The sequence below is a fragment of the Scytonema sp. UIC 10036 genome (assembly GCF_009725235.1).
Genome location: NZ_WJFC01000011.1, coordinates 87,128 through 108,179, shown reverse-complemented (window position 1 = coordinate 108,179; position 21,052 = coordinate 87,128). Strand labels below are relative to the sequence as shown.

19 protein-coding genes and 2 pseudogenes are annotated in these 21,052 nt (G+C 40.1%); 15 read left to right on the top strand and 6 right to left on the bottom strand.

All coding sequences use genetic code 11. From position 1 onward, the window contains the following. Positions 1–57: 57 nt before the first annotated feature. From F7734_RS07810 to F7734_RS65990, 11 genes and pseudogenes are all read left to right on the top strand, one after another. Positions 58–309 (top strand): HypC/HybG/HupF family hydrogenase formation chaperone, encoded by a 252-nt coding sequence (locus F7734_RS07810; protein WP_155744136.1) that lies wholly within the window; start codon positions 58–60, stop codon positions 307–309. An 88-nt stretch (positions 310–397) separates the two neighbouring features. Next, a complete protein-coding gene (gene hypD, locus F7734_RS07805; RefSeq protein WP_155744135.1) occupies positions 398–1,525 on the top strand; it encodes a hydrogenase formation protein HypD in 1,128 nt (375 codons plus the stop codon). Positions 1,526–2,704: 1,179 nt separating this feature from the next. Further along, positions 2,705–6,046, top strand: a complete 3,342-nt coding sequence (locus F7734_RS07800) for a CHAT domain-containing protein (RefSeq protein WP_155744134.1) — start codon at positions 2,705–2,707, stop codon at positions 6,044–6,046. A 7-nt stretch (positions 6,047–6,053) separates the two neighbouring features. Further along, positions 6,054–6,446, top strand: coding sequence for a hypothetical protein (locus F7734_RS07795; protein WP_155744133.1), 393 nt, complete (start codon positions 6,054–6,056; stop codon positions 6,444–6,446). A 461-nt stretch (positions 6,447–6,907) separates the two neighbouring features. Next, a pseudogene (locus F7734_RS07790) lies at positions 6,908–7,018 on the top strand (IS4 family transposase); the annotation flags it as partial. Between the two features lie 207 nt (positions 7,019–7,225). Next, positions 7,226–8,632, top strand: coding sequence for a hypothetical protein (locus F7734_RS07785; protein WP_155744132.1), 1,407 nt, complete (start codon positions 7,226–7,228; stop codon positions 8,630–8,632). A 311-nt stretch (positions 8,633–8,943) separates the two neighbouring features. Further along, a complete protein-coding gene (locus F7734_RS07780; protein ID WP_155744131.1) occupies positions 8,944–10,131 on the top strand; it encodes an FAD-dependent monooxygenase in 1,188 nt (395 codons plus the stop codon). Between the two features lie 121 nt (positions 10,132–10,252). Beyond that, entirely contained in the window at positions 10,253–11,353 is a 1,101-nt protein-coding gene (gene hypE / locus F7734_RS07775) for a hydrogenase expression/formation protein HypE (RefSeq protein WP_155744130.1), read from the top strand. Positions 11,354–11,388: 35 nt separating this feature from the next. After that, positions 11,389–11,547, top strand: coding sequence for a hypothetical protein (locus tag F7734_RS07770; protein ID WP_155744129.1), 159 nt, complete (start codon positions 11,389–11,391; stop codon positions 11,545–11,547). A 147-nt stretch (positions 11,548–11,694) separates the two neighbouring features. Then, positions 11,695–11,850, top strand: a pseudogene (locus F7734_RS65995) (HEAT repeat domain-containing protein); the annotation flags it as partial. 30 nt (positions 11,851–11,880) lie between these two features. Continuing rightward, positions 11,881–12,189, top strand: coding sequence for a HEAT repeat domain-containing protein (locus tag F7734_RS65990; RefSeq protein ID WP_347566144.1), 309 nt, complete (start codon positions 11,881–11,883; stop codon positions 12,187–12,189). A 7-nt stretch (positions 12,190–12,196) separates the two neighbouring features. Here the strand turns inward: F7734_RS65990 and F7734_RS07760 are convergent, their stop codons facing one another. The 4 genes from F7734_RS07760 to glcD form a co-directional block, all read right to left on the bottom strand. Continuing rightward, complete coding sequence (locus tag F7734_RS07760; RefSeq protein WP_155744128.1) at positions 12,197–13,627, bottom strand: GAF domain-containing sensor histidine kinase; 1,431 nt, start codon at positions 13,625–13,627, stop codon at positions 12,197–12,199. Between the two features lie 640 nt (positions 13,628–14,267). After that, positions 14,268–14,780 carry a hypothetical protein gene (locus F7734_RS07755; protein ID WP_243146748.1) on the bottom strand — a complete coding sequence of 171 codons (513 nt, stop codon included), beginning with the start codon at positions 14,778–14,780 and terminating at the stop codon, positions 14,268–14,270. Positions 14,781–14,791: 11 nt separating this feature from the next. Continuing rightward, entirely contained in the window at positions 14,792–16,063 is a 1,272-nt protein-coding gene (locus F7734_RS07750; protein WP_155744127.1) for a glycoside hydrolase family 10 protein, read from the bottom strand. 549 nt (positions 16,064–16,612) lie between these two features. Next, complete coding sequence (gene glcD / locus F7734_RS07745) at positions 16,613–18,091, bottom strand: glycolate oxidase subunit GlcD (protein ID WP_155744126.1); 1,479 nt, start codon at positions 18,089–18,091, stop codon at positions 16,613–16,615. A 219-nt stretch (positions 18,092–18,310) separates the two neighbouring features. Between glcD and F7734_RS07740 the strand changes: the two genes are divergently transcribed. Further along, the gene (locus tag F7734_RS07740) at positions 18,311–18,523 is read left to right on the top strand and encodes a type II toxin-antitoxin system HicB family antitoxin (RefSeq protein ID WP_155744125.1); all 213 of its coding nucleotides are present in this window, start codon (positions 18,311–18,313) and stop codon (positions 18,521–18,523) included. Next, complete coding sequence (locus F7734_RS07735; RefSeq protein ID WP_155744124.1) at positions 18,520–18,744, top strand: type II toxin-antitoxin system HicA family toxin; 225 nt, start codon at positions 18,520–18,522, stop codon at positions 18,742–18,744. The genes F7734_RS07740 and F7734_RS07735 overlap by 4 nt, the downstream gene beginning before the upstream one ends. Positions 18,745–18,852: 108 nt before the next feature. Here F7734_RS07735 and F7734_RS07730 read toward each other — a convergent pair whose 3' ends face one another. After that, a complete protein-coding gene (locus tag F7734_RS07730) occupies positions 18,853–19,341 on the bottom strand; it encodes a hypothetical protein (protein ID WP_155744123.1) in 489 nt (162 codons plus the stop codon). A 34-nt stretch (positions 19,342–19,375) separates the two neighbouring features. Next, positions 19,376–19,600, bottom strand: coding sequence for a hypothetical protein (locus F7734_RS07725; RefSeq protein ID WP_155744122.1), 225 nt, complete (start codon positions 19,598–19,600; stop codon positions 19,376–19,378). A gap of 183 nt (positions 19,601–19,783) precedes the next feature. Here F7734_RS07725 and F7734_RS07720 point away from each other — a divergent pair, with 183 nt between their 5' ends. Both F7734_RS07720 and F7734_RS07715 read left to right on the top strand, forming a co-directional pair. Next, positions 19,784–20,071 carry a transcriptional regulator gene (locus F7734_RS07720; RefSeq protein WP_207714044.1) on the top strand — a complete coding sequence of 96 codons (288 nt, stop codon included), beginning with the start codon at positions 19,784–19,786 and terminating at the stop codon, positions 20,069–20,071. Between the two features lie 282 nt (positions 20,072–20,353). Beyond that, positions 20,354–20,758, top strand: a complete 405-nt coding sequence (locus F7734_RS07715; RefSeq protein WP_155744120.1) for a XisI protein — start codon at positions 20,354–20,356, stop codon at positions 20,756–20,758. Positions 20,759–21,052: the final 294 nt, after the last annotated feature.

The window sequence follows — 21,052 nt, the reverse complement described above, 5'->3', positions numbered from 1 at the left end:
TACAACTAACAACTAATAACTAACAACTAACAACTCACCTTATTAGAGGAAAACAAAATGTGTTTGGGAATCCCCGGTCAAATCACAGAAATCACAGATATTGAGAAAAAATTAGCTGTTGTTAATGTTGGTGGTGTCAAGCGCCAAGTCAATATTGCTTGTGTTGTTAACGAACAGCATCCAATTGAATCCTGTGTTGGAGATTGGGTACTTGTTCACGTTGGCTTTGCCATGAGTAGAATTAACGAACAAGAAGCAGCCCAAACAATCCAACTCTTAGAAGAACTAGCAAATTTTGTTAATAGTTAGTGGTTAGTGGTTAGTGGTTAGTAGCTGCTAATAACAACCAACAACCAACAACCAACAACTAACAACCAACAACCAACAACTAACCCTTATGAAATACGTTGACGAATTTCGAGAACCGCAAAAAGCGTTATCTTTACTCAAACAAATTGAAAAATTATCGCAACAGCTAAAAGATCCCGTCAAAATTATGGAAATCTGTGGCGGGCATACTCATTCTATTTTTAAATATGGTATTGAGGACATCTTACCTAAAAATATTGAATTAATTCACGGTCCTGGTTGTCCTGTTTGTGTAATGCCAAAGGGAAGGCTGGATGATGCCATTGCTATCAGCCAAAATCCCAATGTCATCTTAGCAACCTTTGGCGATACAATGCGAGTTCCCGGTTCAAAAGCGAGTTTGTTGCAAGCCAAAGCACAAGGCGCGGATATCCGCATGGTTTATTCGCCTTTAGACAGTTTACAAATTGCGAGGGAAAACCCGGAGCGAGAGATTGTTTTCTTTGCTTTAGGCTTTGAAACAACTGCTCCCAGCACAGCTTTGACTCTCTTGCAAGCAGCCGCTGAAGAAATTAATAACTTTAGTATGTTTTGCAATCACGTCCTTGTGATTCCCGCTCTTAAAGCATTATTGGATAATCCAGATTTACAACTTGATGGTTTTATCGGTCCCGGTCATGTCAGTATGGTTATAGGAACTGACCCTTATCAGTTTATTTCCCAAGAGTATTATAAACCAATTGTGATTTCTGGATTTGAACCTTTAGATATTTTTCAATCCGTTTGGATGCTGTTACAACAAATTGTAGAAAATCGTTGTGAAGTAGAAAATCAATATAATCGCTTGGTAGAAAAAACAGGTAATCATGTTGCGATCGCAGCAATGAATAAAGTTTTTGAAGTGCGAGAAAATTTTGAGTGGCGTGGGTTAGGAGATCTACCTTATTCTGGCTTAAAAATTCGTTCCGACTATGCTCAATTTGATGCAGAATTAAAATTTCCTATCCCAAATCTTAAAGTTGCTGACCATAAGGCTTGTCAGTGTGGGGAAATCCTTAAAGGAGTTTTAAAGCCTTGGCAATGTAAAGTATTTGGCACGGCTTGCACTCCAGAAACACCTATTGGGACTTGCATGGTGTCTTCTGAAGGTGCTTGTGCGGCATATTACAAGTATGGTCGTTTTTCAAAGATGGCTGGGAAAGAGATGGTAGAGTAAGAAAAGGTAGTAATACCAACCATATAATCAACCTTTTTATACTTAGCGTAGAGTGTTTCAGGTGTAGGGTAGAAGAGCGATTTAGCTTCTCCCCTTCCTATGTTGTAGCTAATCCCCGCAAGGGAGTAATTAATTCTCGAAACCAGAGCTTTTCTTTGTATTACTTTTGCCTTTTTTATAAAACAAACTTGGTAATCTTCTAGAGCGAAGGGAGTATTCAGATTTTGAAAGGGTTTCGCTGGAATTAACGTATATAAGTCAAAACGTGACGGAAAAGTTATGGGTAAAGCCACAAATCCCCCATATCTGCAATAAAAAGTCTCTCCTAGGATGAGCAGGAAGGCGCTTTAAATTATTAGGCGGTAGAATTGACTATTTTTAAAATGTCTTATGATTTGCTTCTAGAATCGTTTTTAACAATTATAACTAAAATCTTATCTACAAGGGTTTATCAAATCAGTATACAAGTAATAATTAATACAATTTATAGAAATATAAGTAATATACTAGTGACTGCCTAAAAATCTGCCCTAACTTCCGTATATATATGAATGAGCAGCTAAAAGGCACTTTGCGATACCACAGACCATTATCTAGCTCTTTTAGTCAGGATGTTTATGGATGAACAACCCACCTTAATCAGGTGGGGGGTGAAGTTTTGTAAAAAGCGAGAGCGAAGAGAAATGAGAGCGCTACCCATCAAGGTTTTGCTAAATGAGGGTTCCGGCGATTCAAACTGTAGAACAACGCTTCTTGCATTGAAAAAGACAGTTTAAAGTTAAGCAGTCTTTGATGTGATGGCGAGCGCCTGCGTTAATCAACATCAGAGCACGGACAATATAGCAGTATTTAGGGGGACTGTGCCAAAATAAGCAGGCAATATATAAAGGAGAACATCTTTATGGCAATTTAAAATAAACCAATTTGTAACAGGTTATAATAAAATCAGTTTTGTCAATAGTAATTAAGCTGTAAATCAGCCAACTGATGGAGTATCAAATTTAAGTTTATACTGGCTTTTTAGGGTCAGAGTGAATGATGCTTCTAAATATGGCATGGTTGCCTGCTTAACAATTGTGTTTTCTACCCCGATCTCAGTAACATTGTAAGTACTGTTGCTTATTGACAAATTGTTCACGATCTTAAATTGTCACTGATAGCAGAATCAGATTCTTGTAGATGACGCAGAACACTGGCATAGAAGCCCTACTACAGCAAGGACACGAGCTATTATTTCGGGGACACTACCAAGTAGCTTTAGGGATCTTTCAGCAAGTAGTTAAGATGGAAGCCCAAAATCCGCAGGTTTTGTATAAATTGGCTTTAGCTTGCCATAAGCTATATGACCACCATGAGTCAGTTAAATATCTAAATCAAGCACTGGAAATTCACAAAGATTATATTCCAGCATTGGCGCTGCGAGGTTTGGCTTATAAAGAGTTGAATCAGAACGACAATGCTAAAACTGATTTTGACAGAGTAATTGCAATTAAGCCCAATGATTATGAAGATTTGCGAGGTCAATGCATTGCCTTCGCTGAATTACAACAGTACGAACAGGCACTTGCTAGTATAGACAAAGCGGTTAAGCTCAAACCTGATTCCCATGAAGCTTGGATGTATCATGGCATTTCCCTAGCAAGCTTGGGTCGCCATGAACAGGCACTTGCTAGTATAGACAAAGCAGTTAAGCTCAAACCTGATTCCCATGAAGCTTGGATGTATCATGGCATTTCCCTAGCAAGCTTGGGTCGCCATGAACAGGCACTTGCTAGTATAGACAAAGCAGTTAAGCTCAAACCTGATTCCCATGAAGCTTGGATGTATCATGGCATTTCCCTAGCAAGCTTGGGTCGCCATGAACAGGCACTTGCTAGTATAGACAAAGCAGTTAAGCTCAAACCTGATTCCCATGAAGCTTGGATGTATCATGGCATTTCCCTAGCAAGCTTGGGTCGCCATGAACAGGCACTTGCTAGTATAGACAAAGCGGTTAAGCTCAAACCTGATTCCTATAAAGCTTGGATGTATTATGGTATTACCTTGGTGAGTTTAAAACACTTGGAGGAGGCAGTTGATAGTTATGACCAAGCTATAGAAATTAACCCTGACTATGAAGATGCTTGGCGTAGACGTAGCTATGCAATATTTGAACTAAATAGATTAAAGCGCTTTGAATTTACGCTTACTAGCTGGGAAAAAGTTCTAAAAATCAAACCTAAAAACGCAGAGAACTGGTTTTATCACGGCAAAACATTAATCAATTTAGGTCAGGTGGAAAAGGCAATTGACAGTTACGATAAAGCCATAGAAATTAGCCCAGGCTACGCAGAAGCTTGGAAATGCAGAGGTCTTGCGCTCAAGCATTTAGGTCGCTTAGAAGAGGCAATTGACAACTATGACAAAGCCATAGAATTTGCTCCTGATGACACAGAAGCCTGGTACGAACTTGGCAACCTACTGGAAGACTTAGGGGACTTGGAAGATGCCTTTGACAGCTACAATGAAGCTGTAAAAATAGACCCCAATTATAAAGAAGCTTGGTACAGCCGCAGCAAGGTATTATTGCGCCTAAATCATCATTTAGAGGCTCTTGGCTCTTATGAGTGTACGTTAACCTTAGCTCCCAAAAATTACTATGCCTTAAATGGCAAAGGTTTAGCGCTAGTGAGTTTAGTACGTTACTCAGAGGCGATCGCAGCCTATAGAGAGTCCATATACTATAGTAAAAAACAATACTGGCGAGCTTGGCATAATCTGGGGTGGGCAATCATTAACTCAGGTAAGAGTTACAAGTTAGCAATAAAAAACTGGACTGACGGGCTAAAAGCTCTTAGGCCAGAAATCGGTGACTACTATCAAGAAGGTTGCGGAGTTTTGCATCACTCCATTGGTAAAGTTTACAACCGAGAAGGACGGAATCAGAGAAAACGTGATTATTGGCACAAAGCAAAAAAAAATTACGAAAAAGCACTGAAATTTCTGGAAAACAATCCCAAGCTGGGTGAGCGGTATCTTGAAGTTTTGCAAGATTTGTATTGTATCTATTTAAACTGGGAGGAAATAGAGAAAGCCGAAGAATTACAGCGCATTGGAGCAGATCTGTTGCGGCGCTTGCTAGCTGAGTCCAAGCATCCTGGTAAGAAAAAACAGCTTGCCCGCAAGTTTGTGGGCTTTAACCAGTTAACTGTTGATTTATATGCTCAGTTGAATCAGCTAGTGAAAGCACTGGAAACCGCAGAAGAGGGTAAAAATGCCTGCTTGACTTGGCTCCTCTCTGGCTGGAGCGAAGAATTTCCAACACCCAGCTGGGATAGGATTCAGCAACTAGCAAATTCCACAACAGCCCTTGTTTACTGGCATCTTAGCCCTGCTGCCCTCACTACGTTCATTATCAAACACGACGCTCCAAAGCCGATACTCATCACTTTTTCCCCACCAACGAACCCTGAAGAACTACCCATTCCAATGCAACGCTTACAGGAATTTGAAGACTGGGACAAAGAGTGGAATCAACTATATAGCGAGTATCGCAAGGGTAACAAACAGGAAGGAGGAATCACAAATAGCTGGCGCGATCTGCTTCCGGAAATGATTACTCGATTGGGGAAAATTCTGAATATACCCACTATCTTATCTCAACTTAACAATATCGGCAAACTAATCCTGATTCCCCACCGTGACTTGCACCGCTTCCCCCTCCATGTCTTGTTTCCTGAAACGTTTACCATTACCTATCTTCCCTGCGCCCAACTTGGCATTAATCTTCTAGGGAAAGAGGCTAGGATTGAGAGGAGTCTCCTGAGTGTAGAACATCCAGACAGTAAAGGTTTTTATCTTCTCCCCCATGCGGAAATTGAATCTGCTGCAATTACTCAGCTATTTAATCATCCCACCCCCAAACGGATTTCTGGTCAAGAAGCGACAAAAATAGCAGTGAAAGATGCCTTAACCAATGGGTACAGTATCTTTCACTTTACCGGACATGGGAGCTATGATTCCCAACATCCCAAACAATCTGCTCTTGCTCTTAGTGGTGAAGATTACCTAACACTAGAAGAAATTTGCAACATCAACCTTAGCGGATATCAGTTAGTCAGCCTTTCAGCTTGTGAAACTGCTATCACTGGTAACCAAACTATTACCGAAGAATATGTTGGCTTAATCAGTGCCTTTCTCTATCAGCATGTCCGCTATGTTATCAGTACCTTGTGGACTGTGACCGATGATGCTAGTAGCTTGCTGATGATTTATTGTTACTGGCAGATGAAAAAAGGCAAGTCACCATCTATTTCTCTCGCAAAAGCAACAAAATGGCTACGAAATTTAACAGATCGAAAACTCGAAAGGCTGTATAAAATAATATTTGCCCAACTATCACCAGATGACAAGCCTCTTCGTCCCTTCCTTAGAAGGAAGCTAGACCAATACAGTAAAATGAACTTATCTCAGAAGAAACAGAAGCGCTTTAGCGACCCTTATTATTGGGCAGCTTTTACTATTACTAGTGGGTATAATTGATCGGCTTATGAAACCTAACGACATAATTACTCTTACAGCCTTCCTGACTGCTCTAAATCAGCTAGATGAGCCTTTACCTGCCAATATCCAAGGCAAGTTAAATGAAATCGGCAAAGCCCTCGCTGCCGATCCAACGAATCTTGGTAACTTGGATGCGATCGCCGAAAGTTATGAACCTTTAGATAAAGCTTACCAAGAAGAGCTTGCAGTCCTTGAAAGCGAAGTTGGTGAACGTAATAAAGCTTTGCCTCTACTCCCCCTACCCAGCGAACCTAGCAAAGAATTGACCAATACTGCTATTGATACTTTTAGTTCCAATAACTCAGTATCTACTGCTCAACAAGCTGCAAACCCTACTATCCTAAAACGGATTTGGCAGTCTATCACTGGGAGAAAATAAAGTGTGCGTCTTCAGTACTTGTTATACTGTATTAACAATTTGCTAAAGGGAACAGGGAGGCAGAGGCAAGCTATTGTTCTAGCTTTTTAATAAGAGCAGCTATTGGGAAAGTATTAATTTCGATTGCTTCGTCGCATCGGAGAATTCTTCAGATGCATCTTTTAACATTCTTTCTAGTTCTTCTATCGTCAATATTTATGATGATGGTACACTATGTATATCTGTTTCTAACAATTTCTGTGTTGTCTTGTTACCTAGTCTTTTTGTATAAGTTCTTTTCTTTCTAACAAAATCTAGATTTTCACTAAATAGTTTTTTACATTTTTAACACTTAAATTGTAGTCTATTAATTTCTAAAAATACTGGTGTTTTCCAGACAGTTTAAAATATTAATAAAAAATTGCAATTGCCAGACAAAAATATGTTATAATTTTGGCTAATCTAATTTAAAACTTTTGTTTGTGGTTATAAATTCATTTCCAAACATCGTCAAAGGCATTCTTAAGCCTTTATCTAAAAACGATTATCCAGTTCTAAATACCCGTCTTTTCATTGAATGCTGGTTAACTTATTTTTTATTAGCTAGGAAGTTAACATAACAGGTACTTAAGAAGCTCAAGATTTCTTTTATTCGAGCTATATAGTAGAAGTCTTATTGCTTTATAGTCGAAGTATTACTGCTTTTATTAAAAATATGGAAAAGCTAGAATATAGACCCCTGTTCCCTGTTGCCTTTAACAAGTTGTTAATTCAGTATAACAAGTATTGAAGCGCCTAAAATGTCTGACAAGATTATTTATCCCAGTATTGATTTATTCCTTTATGACTTAAAAGATGGTTTGGGTCAAGATGAATTGAAAATCGATCAAAACTGTCGGGACTTTTGTCATAAAATATACAACGCTCTGGATGAGGAAAGCTTTGAGGAAAAATACAAACAAATCCAGAAGCATAAAAATACTGACGCTGATGTTATTGAGTTACTAGAAACTCGAAGGAAAGAATTTCAATCTCCGTTAGATGGCTACTACTATCCCCTGAAACTCGGTGACACTTATGCCCTCCAGGTTGACTATTCCGGTAAAGAAGATGCTAACGGTAGACCCAATGATAGCGAACAAGAACTTGATGACGAACCTTTCCTAAAACTAAAACAGGAAATTGAAAAACAAATCTCTTATGAGGTAGGTACACTTGGACAAACCTGGTTAGCTTGGGGAAAGCTAACAGAGAAGAAGTCCGATTCTGAAATTGAGAAAATTGCAAAAAACTGCTACATCCAGCTAGTTAAAAACTACAACTGGGACAGAGATTTTATAGGCAAAGGTCAATGGTTCGGAGGAACCATCTTTGAGTTGTGGTACTGCCCAGAAAATGTGGGATTAACAGGTAAAGAATTTTGGGAGAAGTTTAGGAGAGAGAATCATCACGTTTTAATTTGGTTATTCCCTGACGATCAATCTCCAGATGAAATGAGACAAAAATTAAACAGTGTCTATTATGATTTGCTGCGCTTATTTCAATATCGCCATAAAGTAGTTTGGTCATACTATCAAAGTCGCCATCAAAAATATCTTCTAAAAAAAGAATATATTGAAATTCAACCCTCAATTAATCTAACCAGTTATTTATCTAGACAATTGCAAACTAATAAACTGAAGCTAAATCAACTTCAAAAGATTCTAACTGATAACTTAATTAATCTTGCTGATTATACTATTGCATTAAACTATCTAGAAAATCAACGGCGTACAATTAAAGTCAATTTAGGGAATTATAAATATCGTTTAGATGCAATGCTGAAAAAATATCCGGGTAGCAATTTAGATTGTCTAAAATTTTTTAGTGATAGTGATATTTATGCTCAAAAATATCAGCGACAAATCGAGGCTGACTATGAAAATCTAAGCCCCGGATTCACTCTATTAGAAAACCTAAATAGCACCATCCAAGGCATCATCAACCTAGAGCAAACTAAAAGCGATCGCGCCCTAGATAATACAATTGCCATTGCAAGTGTTGGACTAGCTATTAGCGGGCTCACCGCCACTGTTGCTACAGCTCATAACCCTCCACCCAAATCCTACACTGACCTATCTTTTTTACTATCGCCAGCCTTTGTTTTGAGCATTGCTTTCAGCGCACCTTTTTTAATTGCGTTGCTCGTTCGCCTCTTCCGCCGTTAAAAATGACTCAAATTTCATCAGCACAAAAATATAATGTCATAATTTGAAAGCTGGCTGTCTCTCAGAACGGGAAGCGGACAATGTTGAAAGCAACTGTGCCCCTGTTGCTAAAAACAGAATGAGGATCAGATATGGGGGTAGAGCTGACAAAGACACTGTTGGCGTTTCACATTTCGTTATATAATTGTGTTCTTCTTCCCTACCTACTTAGGTTAGGTAAACTGCTCCAGAATTTTTAATTTTTCTTCAAAGGATTGCTGTTTCATCTAAAGGTACTATACTCTATCGAAGAGCTAAAATATTATAACCCCATGTCAGATAATCAGGGCTTCGCGGATCGAAATTCTCAACCTTTGCGCGTCATTATATCTGGTGGTTCGATGGGTGGTTTGTGTGCGGGCTTAGCACTGCGCCGCATTGGGTGTCATGTGAGAATTTTTGAACAATTGCCTGATGTTTTGCAAAGTTGGGGCGCTGGTTCTGTTGTCCAATTGGAAATGGATCGCTTTTTCTTTGAGTATGGTATTCCTGCAACAGAAGCAGTAGGTGTTCTGTCTGAGAAGCAACAGTTTCTATCAATTGATGGCAGCATAATTTGGGAAGAAGCAACACCACAAGTCATGATTTCCTGGGATATGCTCTACCATCAACTCAGGAAAAGTTTCCCAAATGAGCTTTACCATCAAGGAAACAAAATTGTTGGTTTTGAACAGAATGACAACTGCGTTAAAGTGCGCTTGGAAGATGGGCAAGAAGAGGAGTGCGATCTACTGATTGAGGCTGAAAGTGCAAGTTCTGCCATTCGTCAGCAACTGCTACTTGATGCCGTTCCGCAATATGCAGGATATGTTGCATGGCGAGGAACCATCGATGAAAGTGTTCTTGTGCCTGAAGTTGCAGAATTTTTGGCTCATAACTTCACATTCTATAACGGACCTAATATGCAAGCAATTTGTTATTTGGTACCGGGATCGAATGGGGAACTAGAAGTCGGAAAGCGTCGCTTTAACTGGCTTTGGTACTTTAATGTTCCTGTAGAAGAATTACCTGAACTGATAGGTAACGATCGAGAAGTTGTACAAAAATTTTACTTGCCTCAAGCAGAAGTTACAGAAAAAGTCATGCATCAGCGCCATGTAGAAGCAAAGAAGTTTTTACCTGCAGTCTTTCAGCATTTGTTTGAACTGACAGAAAAACCTTTGATTCAGCCAATCTACGATCTGTCAGTACCCCGTATGGCTTTCGGACGAGTGTGTTTAATGGGCGATGCGGCATTTCTGATCCGTCCTCATACAGATGCTGGTACTTCTAAAGCTGTTACAAATGCGATCGAACTAGCACAAGAATTACAGGAAGCTCGCGGGAATGTGGTAGAAGCGCTGAAAAGTTGGGAAATGACACAACTTCCTTTAGGGAATTACGTGAGAGTTTTGGGAGTGACTTTGAGCAACCGTTTGGGACTTTCTAACTCTCCATCATTTGTTCTTCATCATCCGTAACTCGTTCCCAGGCTCCGCCTGGGAATGCATATCATCCGTAACTCGTTCCCAGGCTCCGCCTGGGAACGAGAGCACGAGAGCTGAACAATCTACAAACTTACTTAGTTAAACATAATTTAATATGAATTTTTCCTCAGGAAATTCAGGGCAGCACTCCTTCACTCCAAAAGTCCAATTGTTTCGCCGCCCGGTTAAAGTCACAGATACTCACATTACCCTCGCACATGGCAGTGGTGGTACAGCGATGCGCGATTTGATTGACGATATCTTTGTTAAAAATTTTGATAATCCTATTCTTTCTGAATTAGAAGATCAAGCGAGTTTCAATTTAGCCAATCTATTACAACAGGGAGATAGATTAGCTTTCACGACAGATTCTTATGTTGTAGATCCTTTGTTTTTTCCTGGTGGTGATATTGGCAAATTAGCTGTCAATGGGACAGTGAACGATTTAGCCATGAGTGGTGCTAAACCCTTATACCTCAGTTGCAGCGTGATTTTAGAAGAAGGGCTGGCTGTAGAAACTTTACGGCGTGTTGCTGAAAGTATGCAAGTTGCTGCTAAAGAAGCTGGTATAAAAATTGTGACAGGTGATACAAAAGTTGTGCATCGTGGTGCTGCAGATAAATTGTTTATTAATACTGCTGGTATTGGTGTGATTCCAGCAGGAGTTTCCATCTCTGCCCGCAATCTTCAACCAGGAGATATAGTTATTGTCAATGGTGAATTGGGCAATCATGGCACAGCAATTTTAATTGCTCGTGGAGAATTAGCGTTAGACAGTCAGATTGAAAGTGATTGTCAGCCCTTAAACGGTTTAGTTGATACTATCTTGAATGTCTGTCCTGATGTTCATGCCATGCGAGACGTAACGCGAGGTGGTTTAGCCACGGTATTAAATGAATTTGCTGTGAGTTCGCAAGTAGGAATTCGTCTTGATGAGCAAACTTTACCTGTACGTGAAGAAGTCAAGGGTGTTTGTGAAATTCTGGGCTTAGACCCATTGTATTTGGCAAATGAAGGCAAATTAGTGGTAGTTGTAAGACGTGAGAATGCGGATACAGTGTTATCTGCTATGCAGTCTCACCCAGCTGGTAAAGATGCTTGTATAATTGGCGAAGTGATTTCCTCACCTCCAGGCATTGTGTTGTTAAAAACTGTCTTTGGTGCTGAACGCATTGTTGATATGCTGGTTGGCGAGCAGCTACCAAGGATTTGTTGATTAAACAAAGGCAGGGATCTGAGGAGGATAAACAGGTGAATGTCAAAGATGAAAATGAACAAACAAGTTCTCCTCAACATAGTTACTGTTTCCGTGCAGATGATAACTACAAAATAGGCGACTCACTAGGATTTGAGTTAGACAGCGAACAAGCTAGATCGGCAGAGATTCAAAATCCTTTAGAGGATGTTTGAAAAGTCATGATTGATGTATCAAATATTTTTTACCCCACCCTAACCCTCCCCTTATAAAGGGGAGGGAACTCAATTTCTCTTATTTCCCCCCTTTATAAGGGGGGACTAAGGGGGGTAATCATGTGAACTCTTAATCCTGATAATGCGTATGAAATCCTAGTTTCTTTTTTATCTGATGTCAATCCAGAGATACGCAGTACAGCTGCTTGTAATTTAGGAGAAATTCACGACATTCGCAGTGTGCCGCATCTCATTGATTTAGTAAGATATGATACGGCAGAGAGCGTTCGTAGCGAAGCTCTTTCAGCTTTAGAGAATTATAGAAGTCCGGAAATTCTCGACTGTCTTATTAATGAAGTTTATCGTGAGAAAAAATCCAGAAGACCTAGACAAGTAGTAGCACAGCAACTCCAGAAATACAACGAAGAAAAATCAGTAGATGCATTAACGGCTCTACTCCTACAAGATGAAGATGTTTATGTACGTATTTTTGCCGCTGACTCCCTTTTAATACTTAATCGTCCAAGACTTAGTGGAGTTTGGAAACAGGCTCTAGATGATGAAAGCACTTATGTAATAGAAATAGCTAATCAGGCTCTGTCCCAGATAAAAGACAGCAACGAATTGCTTGAAGCTGGCTGATAAATTTCTATGAATTGAAGTTTACCTTGCCTGGTATACCTCTCTCATCATAGTATGGAAATCTCAGTGTGAAAGTCGTTTTATGTGATGTACTTTCTACATCAATTAATGCTCCCATATGCTTCGCTAGTTTTTGCACTAAAGCTAGCCCCAATCCCGTTCCACTATATTTCCAAGGATCGTTATTGGGAATGCGATAGAAGGGGTCAAAAATTTTCAGTTGCTGGATCGCTGCAATTTCTACTCCAGAATTACTCACACTGAGCACGACTGTATCTGCTGTCTTGAAAGTAGATACTATAATTGTTCCGCCCGCAGGAGTGAATTTACAAGCATTATTTAAGAGTTCTGTAAGAATACGTTCTAAGTCCGCAATCTCTGTTTCCAATAAAGGAATATCGTTAGCTATATTCAGAGTTAACTGCTGTTGCTGGCAGCTTGCCAGTTCTCGAAATGGCTCAACGATCGCCGGAAGCCAGCTTTGTAAATCGATAGGAATTAAAGTCAAAGGATCGATTTCTGCTTCTAAATATGTCAGCGATAATAAATCGTTTATTAACTTACTTTCTCTCCGACATTCTTTATGAAGGATATGTAATAGTTGGGGAATCATTTCTACCTCATGCAATCCTTCTTGCTTGAGAACACTTTCCATTGTTTGTACCGCAAGATGAATACTGGTGATTGGGGTTTTCAGTTCGTGAGAAAGTGTTCTGAGAAATTCTTGTTTTAAACGTTCTAGTTTTTCTGATTCTTGCTTTTGCACTTCCAACTGAACTTGTAAGTTTTTCACTTGCTGTTGCAATTGAGCTTGTTGGACGGCAATTTCTAAGTGCGTTGTGACTTGTTTGAGTAAGTCTATTTCTGTTTGGTGCCATTGACGCGGTTTATAGCTTTGTTGAGCTGTTAGCAATCCCCATAATTGTTGTTTAAAGAGAATCGGAACAACTATATTAGCTCTTACTTCTATGGATTTCAGTAGATCGATGTAGCACGGAGCTAACCCTGCTGCATATATGTCTTCTATCACTTGAATACAGCGTCTTTTGTATCTTTCCGCATATTTTTCTGCAAAGCAAGGATCTGCGATGGTTTTTCCTAGCAGCGAACTACTAGCAGTGACACTTGCTTCTACTGCTATAATGCCACTCATATTTGATTCCAATTGGTAAATGAGTACGCGATCGCATCCCAAAAACCGTCTCAGTTCTCTCACCGTCTCATTGAGAATGGTATTCAAATCGTCACATTGACAAATACGTTGTGCGATCGCTTCTAGCAGAGACTCTCTCTGAGTTTGATATTGTACAACCGAATCGTGAATTCTCGGTATAAACTGGTGGCTGCTGTTTTTTTTGTCTGGATTTGGGACTCGACGACGAACTGCTGATGGCAGTTGTGTTAGCTCTACGGTTGATTCTGATGAATTGATACTCATGCGAGAGACCTTATCTGGTGTTGCCGACACTACACTAAGCGCTCTCTATTGTAGATATACTAGTAGAAAACGCATTTTTGCACCAAAATCACAGCAAAAGATTTTTAGTCTTTGCTTGTTGATACTTTTATCTGTCGCTACTTTGTATAAAGAACATGACCAAGCTAGTGCTTAGATGAAAAGATGTCCCCTGAACAGAGAAAAAAACACGTTGGCGAGTTTACACTAATTTACTAAAATTCATTTTTTAAAATTTTTGTAGTATCTAATTGTTGCACATACTGCTGGTACGTAGATAATAGGTTGCTAAGAAAATTTACAATCTTTAATATTTTCCCTAATAAATCTTAGGTAGGTAGGGAGTAGGGACAAGGGGGACAAGGGGGACAAGGGGACAAGGGAGACAAGGGGACAAGGGAGACAAGGGGGACAAGGGGGACAAGGGAGACAAGGGAGACAAGGGAGAAGAACTAATAACTCATCCCTACCCCCTACCCCTACCCCTACCCCCTACTCCCTACTTCCTACTCCCTACCCCCTACTCCCTACTCCCTACTCCTACCCCTACCCCCTACCCCCTACTCCCTACCCCTACTCCCTCACTTTAAAATTTGGTCACCATAGACTCCTGTGAAGACAGCTACCACAACCAAGTCACAGCTAAACCAACCACTTCGCTTAAAAACAACTGCGTCAAGTGATAGAGTAAACCGCCAACAATCGAACCAATCCCCACTCCGAGCGCCCAACTCACCGCACTTATTAATACCCATTGCAGTGCTAGAGGGCTGTGCTTTTGGATGGCAAACCAATGAGCCAAACCCATACTGAATCCCGCTATTGTCCCTAAAATCACGCCGTTAACAATTCTTAGGCCAAGAACTTGGGTTGATAGTACCATCCAACCAACAGCACCAATTCCAGCAGTCGTCACAAAAACCCAACCTGCAAGACTTGACCATACCCACAACCAAGGGTTTTTGAGACGTCTTCTTAGAACGAAAGCTTGCGGTAATGCAACAAGCAACCCACCCACAGCCCCTTGCAAGACACCAATATCTGATTTCTCACCAATTTCAATTAGTAACAAACTTAATAGAAAACCGCCAAAAGTGGCGATCGCCCATTTTAATGTAAATTTCCCTGATTGCATCAAACTATTATCTAATCTTCTTGAATTTTCTTTTCTGCTGCCGGAAACATTTCCAAAAAAGCTTTGCGGCGCTGTCGTGGAGAGTCAGGAGTCATATAACTCCACAAAGTTTCCCAGTAAAAAAAGGAAACTCCATTAAAGTTTTGCTCCCGCACAACCTTAACCTGTTCTGTAATTTGCTGGATATTGACTGGATTAGTCCAAATTCCAGTTAATATCCCTACACTCACTGGAATTGTGCGGCGAGCATTTTGCACTTCTGGCTGTGAGAGTTCAGCCAAAAAACTGTTTTTGTCACTGCGATACACTTGTAAAACCAACTCATCTACCAAACCTGTTTTTACCCAAGTATCCCAATCTTGTAAATAGTGTTTATACGAAAATCTATGTGAATTAGGAGACAATGATATCTTAATGTTAGGTTTCACATTTCTGACAGCGCGAACAATTTCTTGCATGAAAATAGTTATCTTATCAGAACGCCAGCGCATCCACTCTGAGTCGAAAGGATCGGATGGTGGTTTTTTGCCTTGATGTTCTTGCTGATAAAGAGCGATCGTGAAGGAATCGTAACCTAATTGGACTGGCATTCCAAAATGGTCATCAAGTTGAATTCCATCGATCTTATAATTTGTAACGACTTCTAAAATTAACCCTTTGATAAACTCTTTGACTTCTGGATGAAGGGGATTTAACCAAACTTGCTTTTTGAATGTACTCGTACCGAGCAACTGTTGCCAAAAAGATGGTTGTGGTTTACTGGTTTCTACATTATGGAGATTGTTATCTACCAATTCAGCACCAGAGAGTTGTGTTGTGAGCCAATCAGGATGCTGCATTGCTAATTCCGAGCGCGAAGGTAACATCAACCCGTACTCAAACCAGGGAATGACGCGGATCTTTTTTTGAGAGGCAATGTTCGCAATCGTTGCTAAAATATCTCTACCACCATGCATTATCTCTATTAAAGGTTGCGTTTCTATCCCTATCTCTTGTTTGAGAAGTTGACTTTTATAAAAAGTGTGCCCCCTATTCCAAACAACAGGATAAACCGTATTAAATTTCAGTGCTGAGAGTTGGTTTAAAGCACGGTTAATACCCCAAGGAACAAACAAGACACCGCTACTCACATTCGTTAACCAAACACCTCTGATTTCTTCTTGAGGCGAATCATTTTCATTCCGAACAGAAATTGAGGTAGAAGGTGAAGAGAATAAGAATAAACTCAGGAGTAACCCTAAAAGAATAAAAAAATTGAACTTGTGGTGAATAAAACGATACATTTGAATTGTACTGCGATCGCGAATCGGGAGTTGTCCTCCTACTGCTTACTTCTAAGGTTTTATCTAAAGAAATGATTTTTGCAATAGGTTGAATAAAATATTTACAAATCTTTGACAAAATATCGTAAAAATATTAATATTTTTTGTAACTTTAACAACAGATTTGGAATTCAGACAAAAACAAGTGTACGAAAACATGTAGGTTGGGTTGAGGAACGAAACCCAACATTTACAAGCATTATTTGGGTTTCTCCACCAGTTTACCCAACCTACAAAAATTCTTATCCCTTGCAGTATTAGAACCGCTATAAATTATTTCGCCATGAATTTGGAAAATTTTTAATTTCAGGCGATTGGGAGTTACAGCAAATTTCAACTTAGTGAGGTACAAAAATTACCCCCCTCTGTCCCCCCAAGGCATCGGGGGGATGAAAGGGGGGTGTACCTCATGAGACTGAGAAAGGCTATAGCATTTTTCCGACAACTGTAGTTGCGATGCATGCGTTCGCCGCTAGGCGTGCCGTAGGCATAGACAGCGCAACTACGAACCTAAAATCGCTCCACTCCCTCAAACTTCTTAGCTAATTCGCCCATCGCATTCGCGGCTTCACCACAAGTACGGGGTGTGGGGAAAATCTTACCTGGATTTGCTAAACCTTTAGTATTAAAAGTTTGCCTTACCCATTGCATGGTTTCTAGATCGACTTCAGTAAACATTTCTGGCATATAACACCTTTTTTCTGCACCGATGCCATGTTCTCCAGAAATACTGCCACCGACTTGAACGCAAAGTTTAAGAATTTTTCCCCCAACTTCTTCTACCTTTTCTAACTCTCCAGGAATGGAGTTGTCAAACAAAATGAGGGGGTGAAGATTCCCGTCACCAGCATGAAAGACATTAGCAATGCGATAACCGTACTTTTGACTTAATGCTTCTATTTCTCCAAGCACATAGGGTAATTGAGTACGGGGAATAACCCCATCTTGGACGTAATAATCCGGACTTAAATGCCCTGCTGCGGCAAAAGCTGCTTTCCGTCCTTTCCACAATTTTAGGCGTTGTTCTGGATCGCTAGCAATTGTGATGTTCCGCGCACCATTATTTTTACAAATTTCTGCAATTCGCTGTTTATTTGCTGCAACTTCTACAGCTAAACCATCAATTTCAACTATCAAAATAGCAGCAGCATCACGGGGATAACAATTTGTTGCCACAACATCTTCAACAGCGTTAATACTCAGATTATCCATGATTTCCATACCACCAGGAATAATCCCCGCACTGATGATATCGGAAACACTAGCCCCAGCTGCTTCTATACTGGTAAAATCTGCTAGAAGTACGCAAATCGATTCTGCACTTTTGAGAATTCGTAAAGTAATTTCTGTGGCGATTCCGAGAGTTCCCTCAGAACCAACAAAGATTCCTGTTAGATCGTAACCGGGCATTTCGGGTATTTGTCCTCCCAAATCCACAATTGAACCATCAGGAGTTACAATTTTTAATCCCAAAACGTGGTTGGTGGTAACACCGTACTTCAGACAATGCACTCCACCTGAGTTTTCCGCGACGTTCCCACCTATGGAACAAATAATTTGGCTGGAGGGATCGGGGGCGTAGTAAAAACCAGCACCACTGACTGCTTGCGTCACCCAATTGTTAATTACCCCTGGTTGTACGACAACACGTTGATTTTCTAAATCGATATTGAGGATTTGCCGCATTAAAGCGGTAACAATTAACACGCAATTTTCAACAGGCAATGCGCCACCAGATAAGCCAGTACCAGAACCTCTAGCGATGAAGGGGATGGAATTGCGATCGCATATCTTCACAATTTCTGCCACTTGTTCTGTCGTTCTTGGCAGTACTACAATAGCAGGGCGTTGGCGATAGCTGGTGAGTCCATCACATTCATAAGTAATCAGTTCTTCACGACGTTGCACCACGCCATTTTTGCCGAGTACTGCTTCAAACTGCTTGATGATGGGTTTCCAGTTGCGTTGTTGTTTGTCTTGGGTGAGCATAGGGCTTCAAAGTCTTTATATTTTAAATTTACACCACCACCTTTGTACCTGTAAGTTAATTAACCTAGAGGCTAATATCTTCGCCCGTGACGATCGGCCTTGATTCATTTGCACCGACTGACTTAATTGTTTGGATTATGTTGTTTAATCCCAACCAAAGATTGAGATCGCAACAGTGCAAGCGTGAGAAAATGAAATAAAAATCAAAGGTGGTATATCATGAGACGAGAATTTAATGTGATTATTGAGCGAGATGCAGATGGCTACTTTATCGCTTCGGTTCCTAATCTCGCTGGATGTCATACCCAAGCCAAATCTTTAGATGAGTTGATGGAACGTATCCGAGAAGCGATCGCACTCTGTTTAGAATTTGAGGAGGAACAGGATTCGTTGGATTTTGTGGGCGTTCAACGAGTCGCGGTTGAAGTATGAGTCAACTGCCTAGTATGACAGGACGCGAAGTCATAGCTGCTCTTGGTAAAATAGGTTTTGATGTTGCTAGGGTGCGTGGAAGTCATCATATTTTGATACATAGTGATGGACGGCGGACGGTAGTTCCAGTACATTCTGGAGAAACAATTGGTCGGGGTTTTTTAGCACAAATACTACGCGATTGTCAAATAACCCGTGACGAATTTAGGTCTCTTTTATGAGAGATGACATTCGCTCTGCGATAATCGGGCATGGGTATCAAGTTCCTTTTGCTCTCATATTAGAATTAGTAAAAATTCCCGTGCCGAAATGACTCTATGTCATGTATATCACGCATGGCGATCGCGTTCTAAATCGTAGATCGCTTTTTCAAAATACCAATCTGCTGTTTTGTTGGGATACTTTAACATCATGTGGGTTAGAAGTCGATTTGCTGCTTCGCGATCGTCATGTAGTAAAAGCAGAAGTTTCTTTTGTAGCTTGCGGCTCCCTTGATTGAGAATGAGGGAAGTATTTTTCTTGTTTCCAAGCGCGGAAGCACTTGTTATACTTACGCTCTTATTTCCTGTTCCTTTTAAAGCAACACCAACAATAAGGCTACCAGCCACTACAGATGCTAATACAAGTGCAGATTGGCTGTCTCGTTCTGTCGGCTCTTGTGAAGTTGTGAGACTAGAAGCTGCAAGTTGTGATGCAGGTTGTGCAATTTGCTGCTCGATGTTTGATGTTAATCCAGATGCAAAAAGGCTAGCTGCAATTCCAGCCACTAAAACTTGAAAAGTGGTAGTAGATTTCTTTAAAGAAAATATATGAGACATCTTGAACTAAATAATAACTCTACTACTATCTTGGTCAAGAAATGTGACAACAATATGTCAAGTCAAAGCAAAGCTTCCCCAATCCGAAATCTAAAATCCAAAAGTGCCAAATTTCCTGTCGGACTTGCAACCAAGCTTGAGTGTTGTAGTTTTCACCAACAAAAGAGCGATCGATTGCTTGCCAAGCTTTATCTACAATTTGCCTGTAATTGTTCTCAGCTTCAGCATCTGTAGCTTTCAACGCTAATTCATTTTGCACGGTTCAATACCTTTGCCAATTTACGAGGCTGAGTTAATGTATTAACGTCCTGTTCTCAAAGGTTTGGCAAAAACAATAAGTCCTAAAAATTACTTCCATCTTTCCAGCAAGCATTTTTTAATGTCTTGCCGCAGTATCAAGGGTTTGAGCTTCCAAGCAACCTGGTCAGCTAAACGCTTATGTATGAGCCATTTTGCTGTTTTTGCCAAAATTTTTGTAGGCTCTTATTTTGGCAAAGGTATTGGTTTAACCAAAGGTAATTTGACAGGACATCTTTCAAAACTAGAAGAAGCAGGCTACGTTAAAATAGAGAAAACCTTTCGCGGTAAATTACCACATACTATTTGTCAACTCAGTCAAAAGGGGCGTAAAGCGTTTGAAACATATCGTCAGCAGATGCAACAGTTTATCGATAGCACTTCTGTGTCAGATAAATCAACATTTGATAACTTTACACCCCAAGACAGTTAGGCAATTTCTTCAGCATTACTAATTGATAGAATGAAAATCTCACACAAAAGCGCAGAAAAACCTTAGCGTCTTTGCGTCTTTGCGTGAGGCTAAAAAATCATTCATATTTTAATTCAGCAACGCCATAAATCAAAGTTGTATTACTTATATAAAAAGAGAAAATTGCTATTGCTAGGACTGATGGTGGCACTAGTAGTAATATTAAGTCCATCCAAACAGCCAATTCTGCTTTAGCAGGAATGACAAAATAGTTGTGAATACCATAACACACGAGGTTGATCGATGGATACCAAATCCAGAAAGCTAACCAATCTCACGGCGGTAGATTCTCAAAATCAAGTTGAGCCAATTTCACAAGAAATCCACCGTCAGATCGTCATGGATGTCTTGTCCATTCATGCCAACATACCAGATATCAACCCACACATTCAAACCGTAACTGTATTTGATTGTCAACACGATCGCTATCAACTATTGCAAATAGGGTGGACAGACTCTCACAAGCGCATTTTCACCCCAATTCTTCATCTTGATATTATTGAAGGTAAAGTTTGGATTCAAGAAAATCGAACAGATATTGATATTGGTGAAGAACTTTCCTCAAGAGGTATTCCGAAATCCGACATTGTTTTAGGACTACACCCGCCTCATCTGCGACCCTATAACTCAGAGTATTCAATCACTTAGTTCGCTATCACAGAAAGTCAATCAAATCCAGGAAGTTAGGCATTAAACCCATAACCTTGTAAAATCATGCAAGATGGTTTGCAAAAGCTTGTCTTGTCTAGCTTTCAGAAACTATTTAAAATTTGAATATACTTTTCATTTTTTTTCAACCGCAAATTCACGTAATTCCACATAAAGATTTTTTTATCTACGTGCGTAGATTGGGTGTATCTACGGATGCAATCTTCTCCACGCCTTCTTCATAATTGATCCCTACACTAAACAACAAAGTTCTAATTAACAGATTGATGTTGG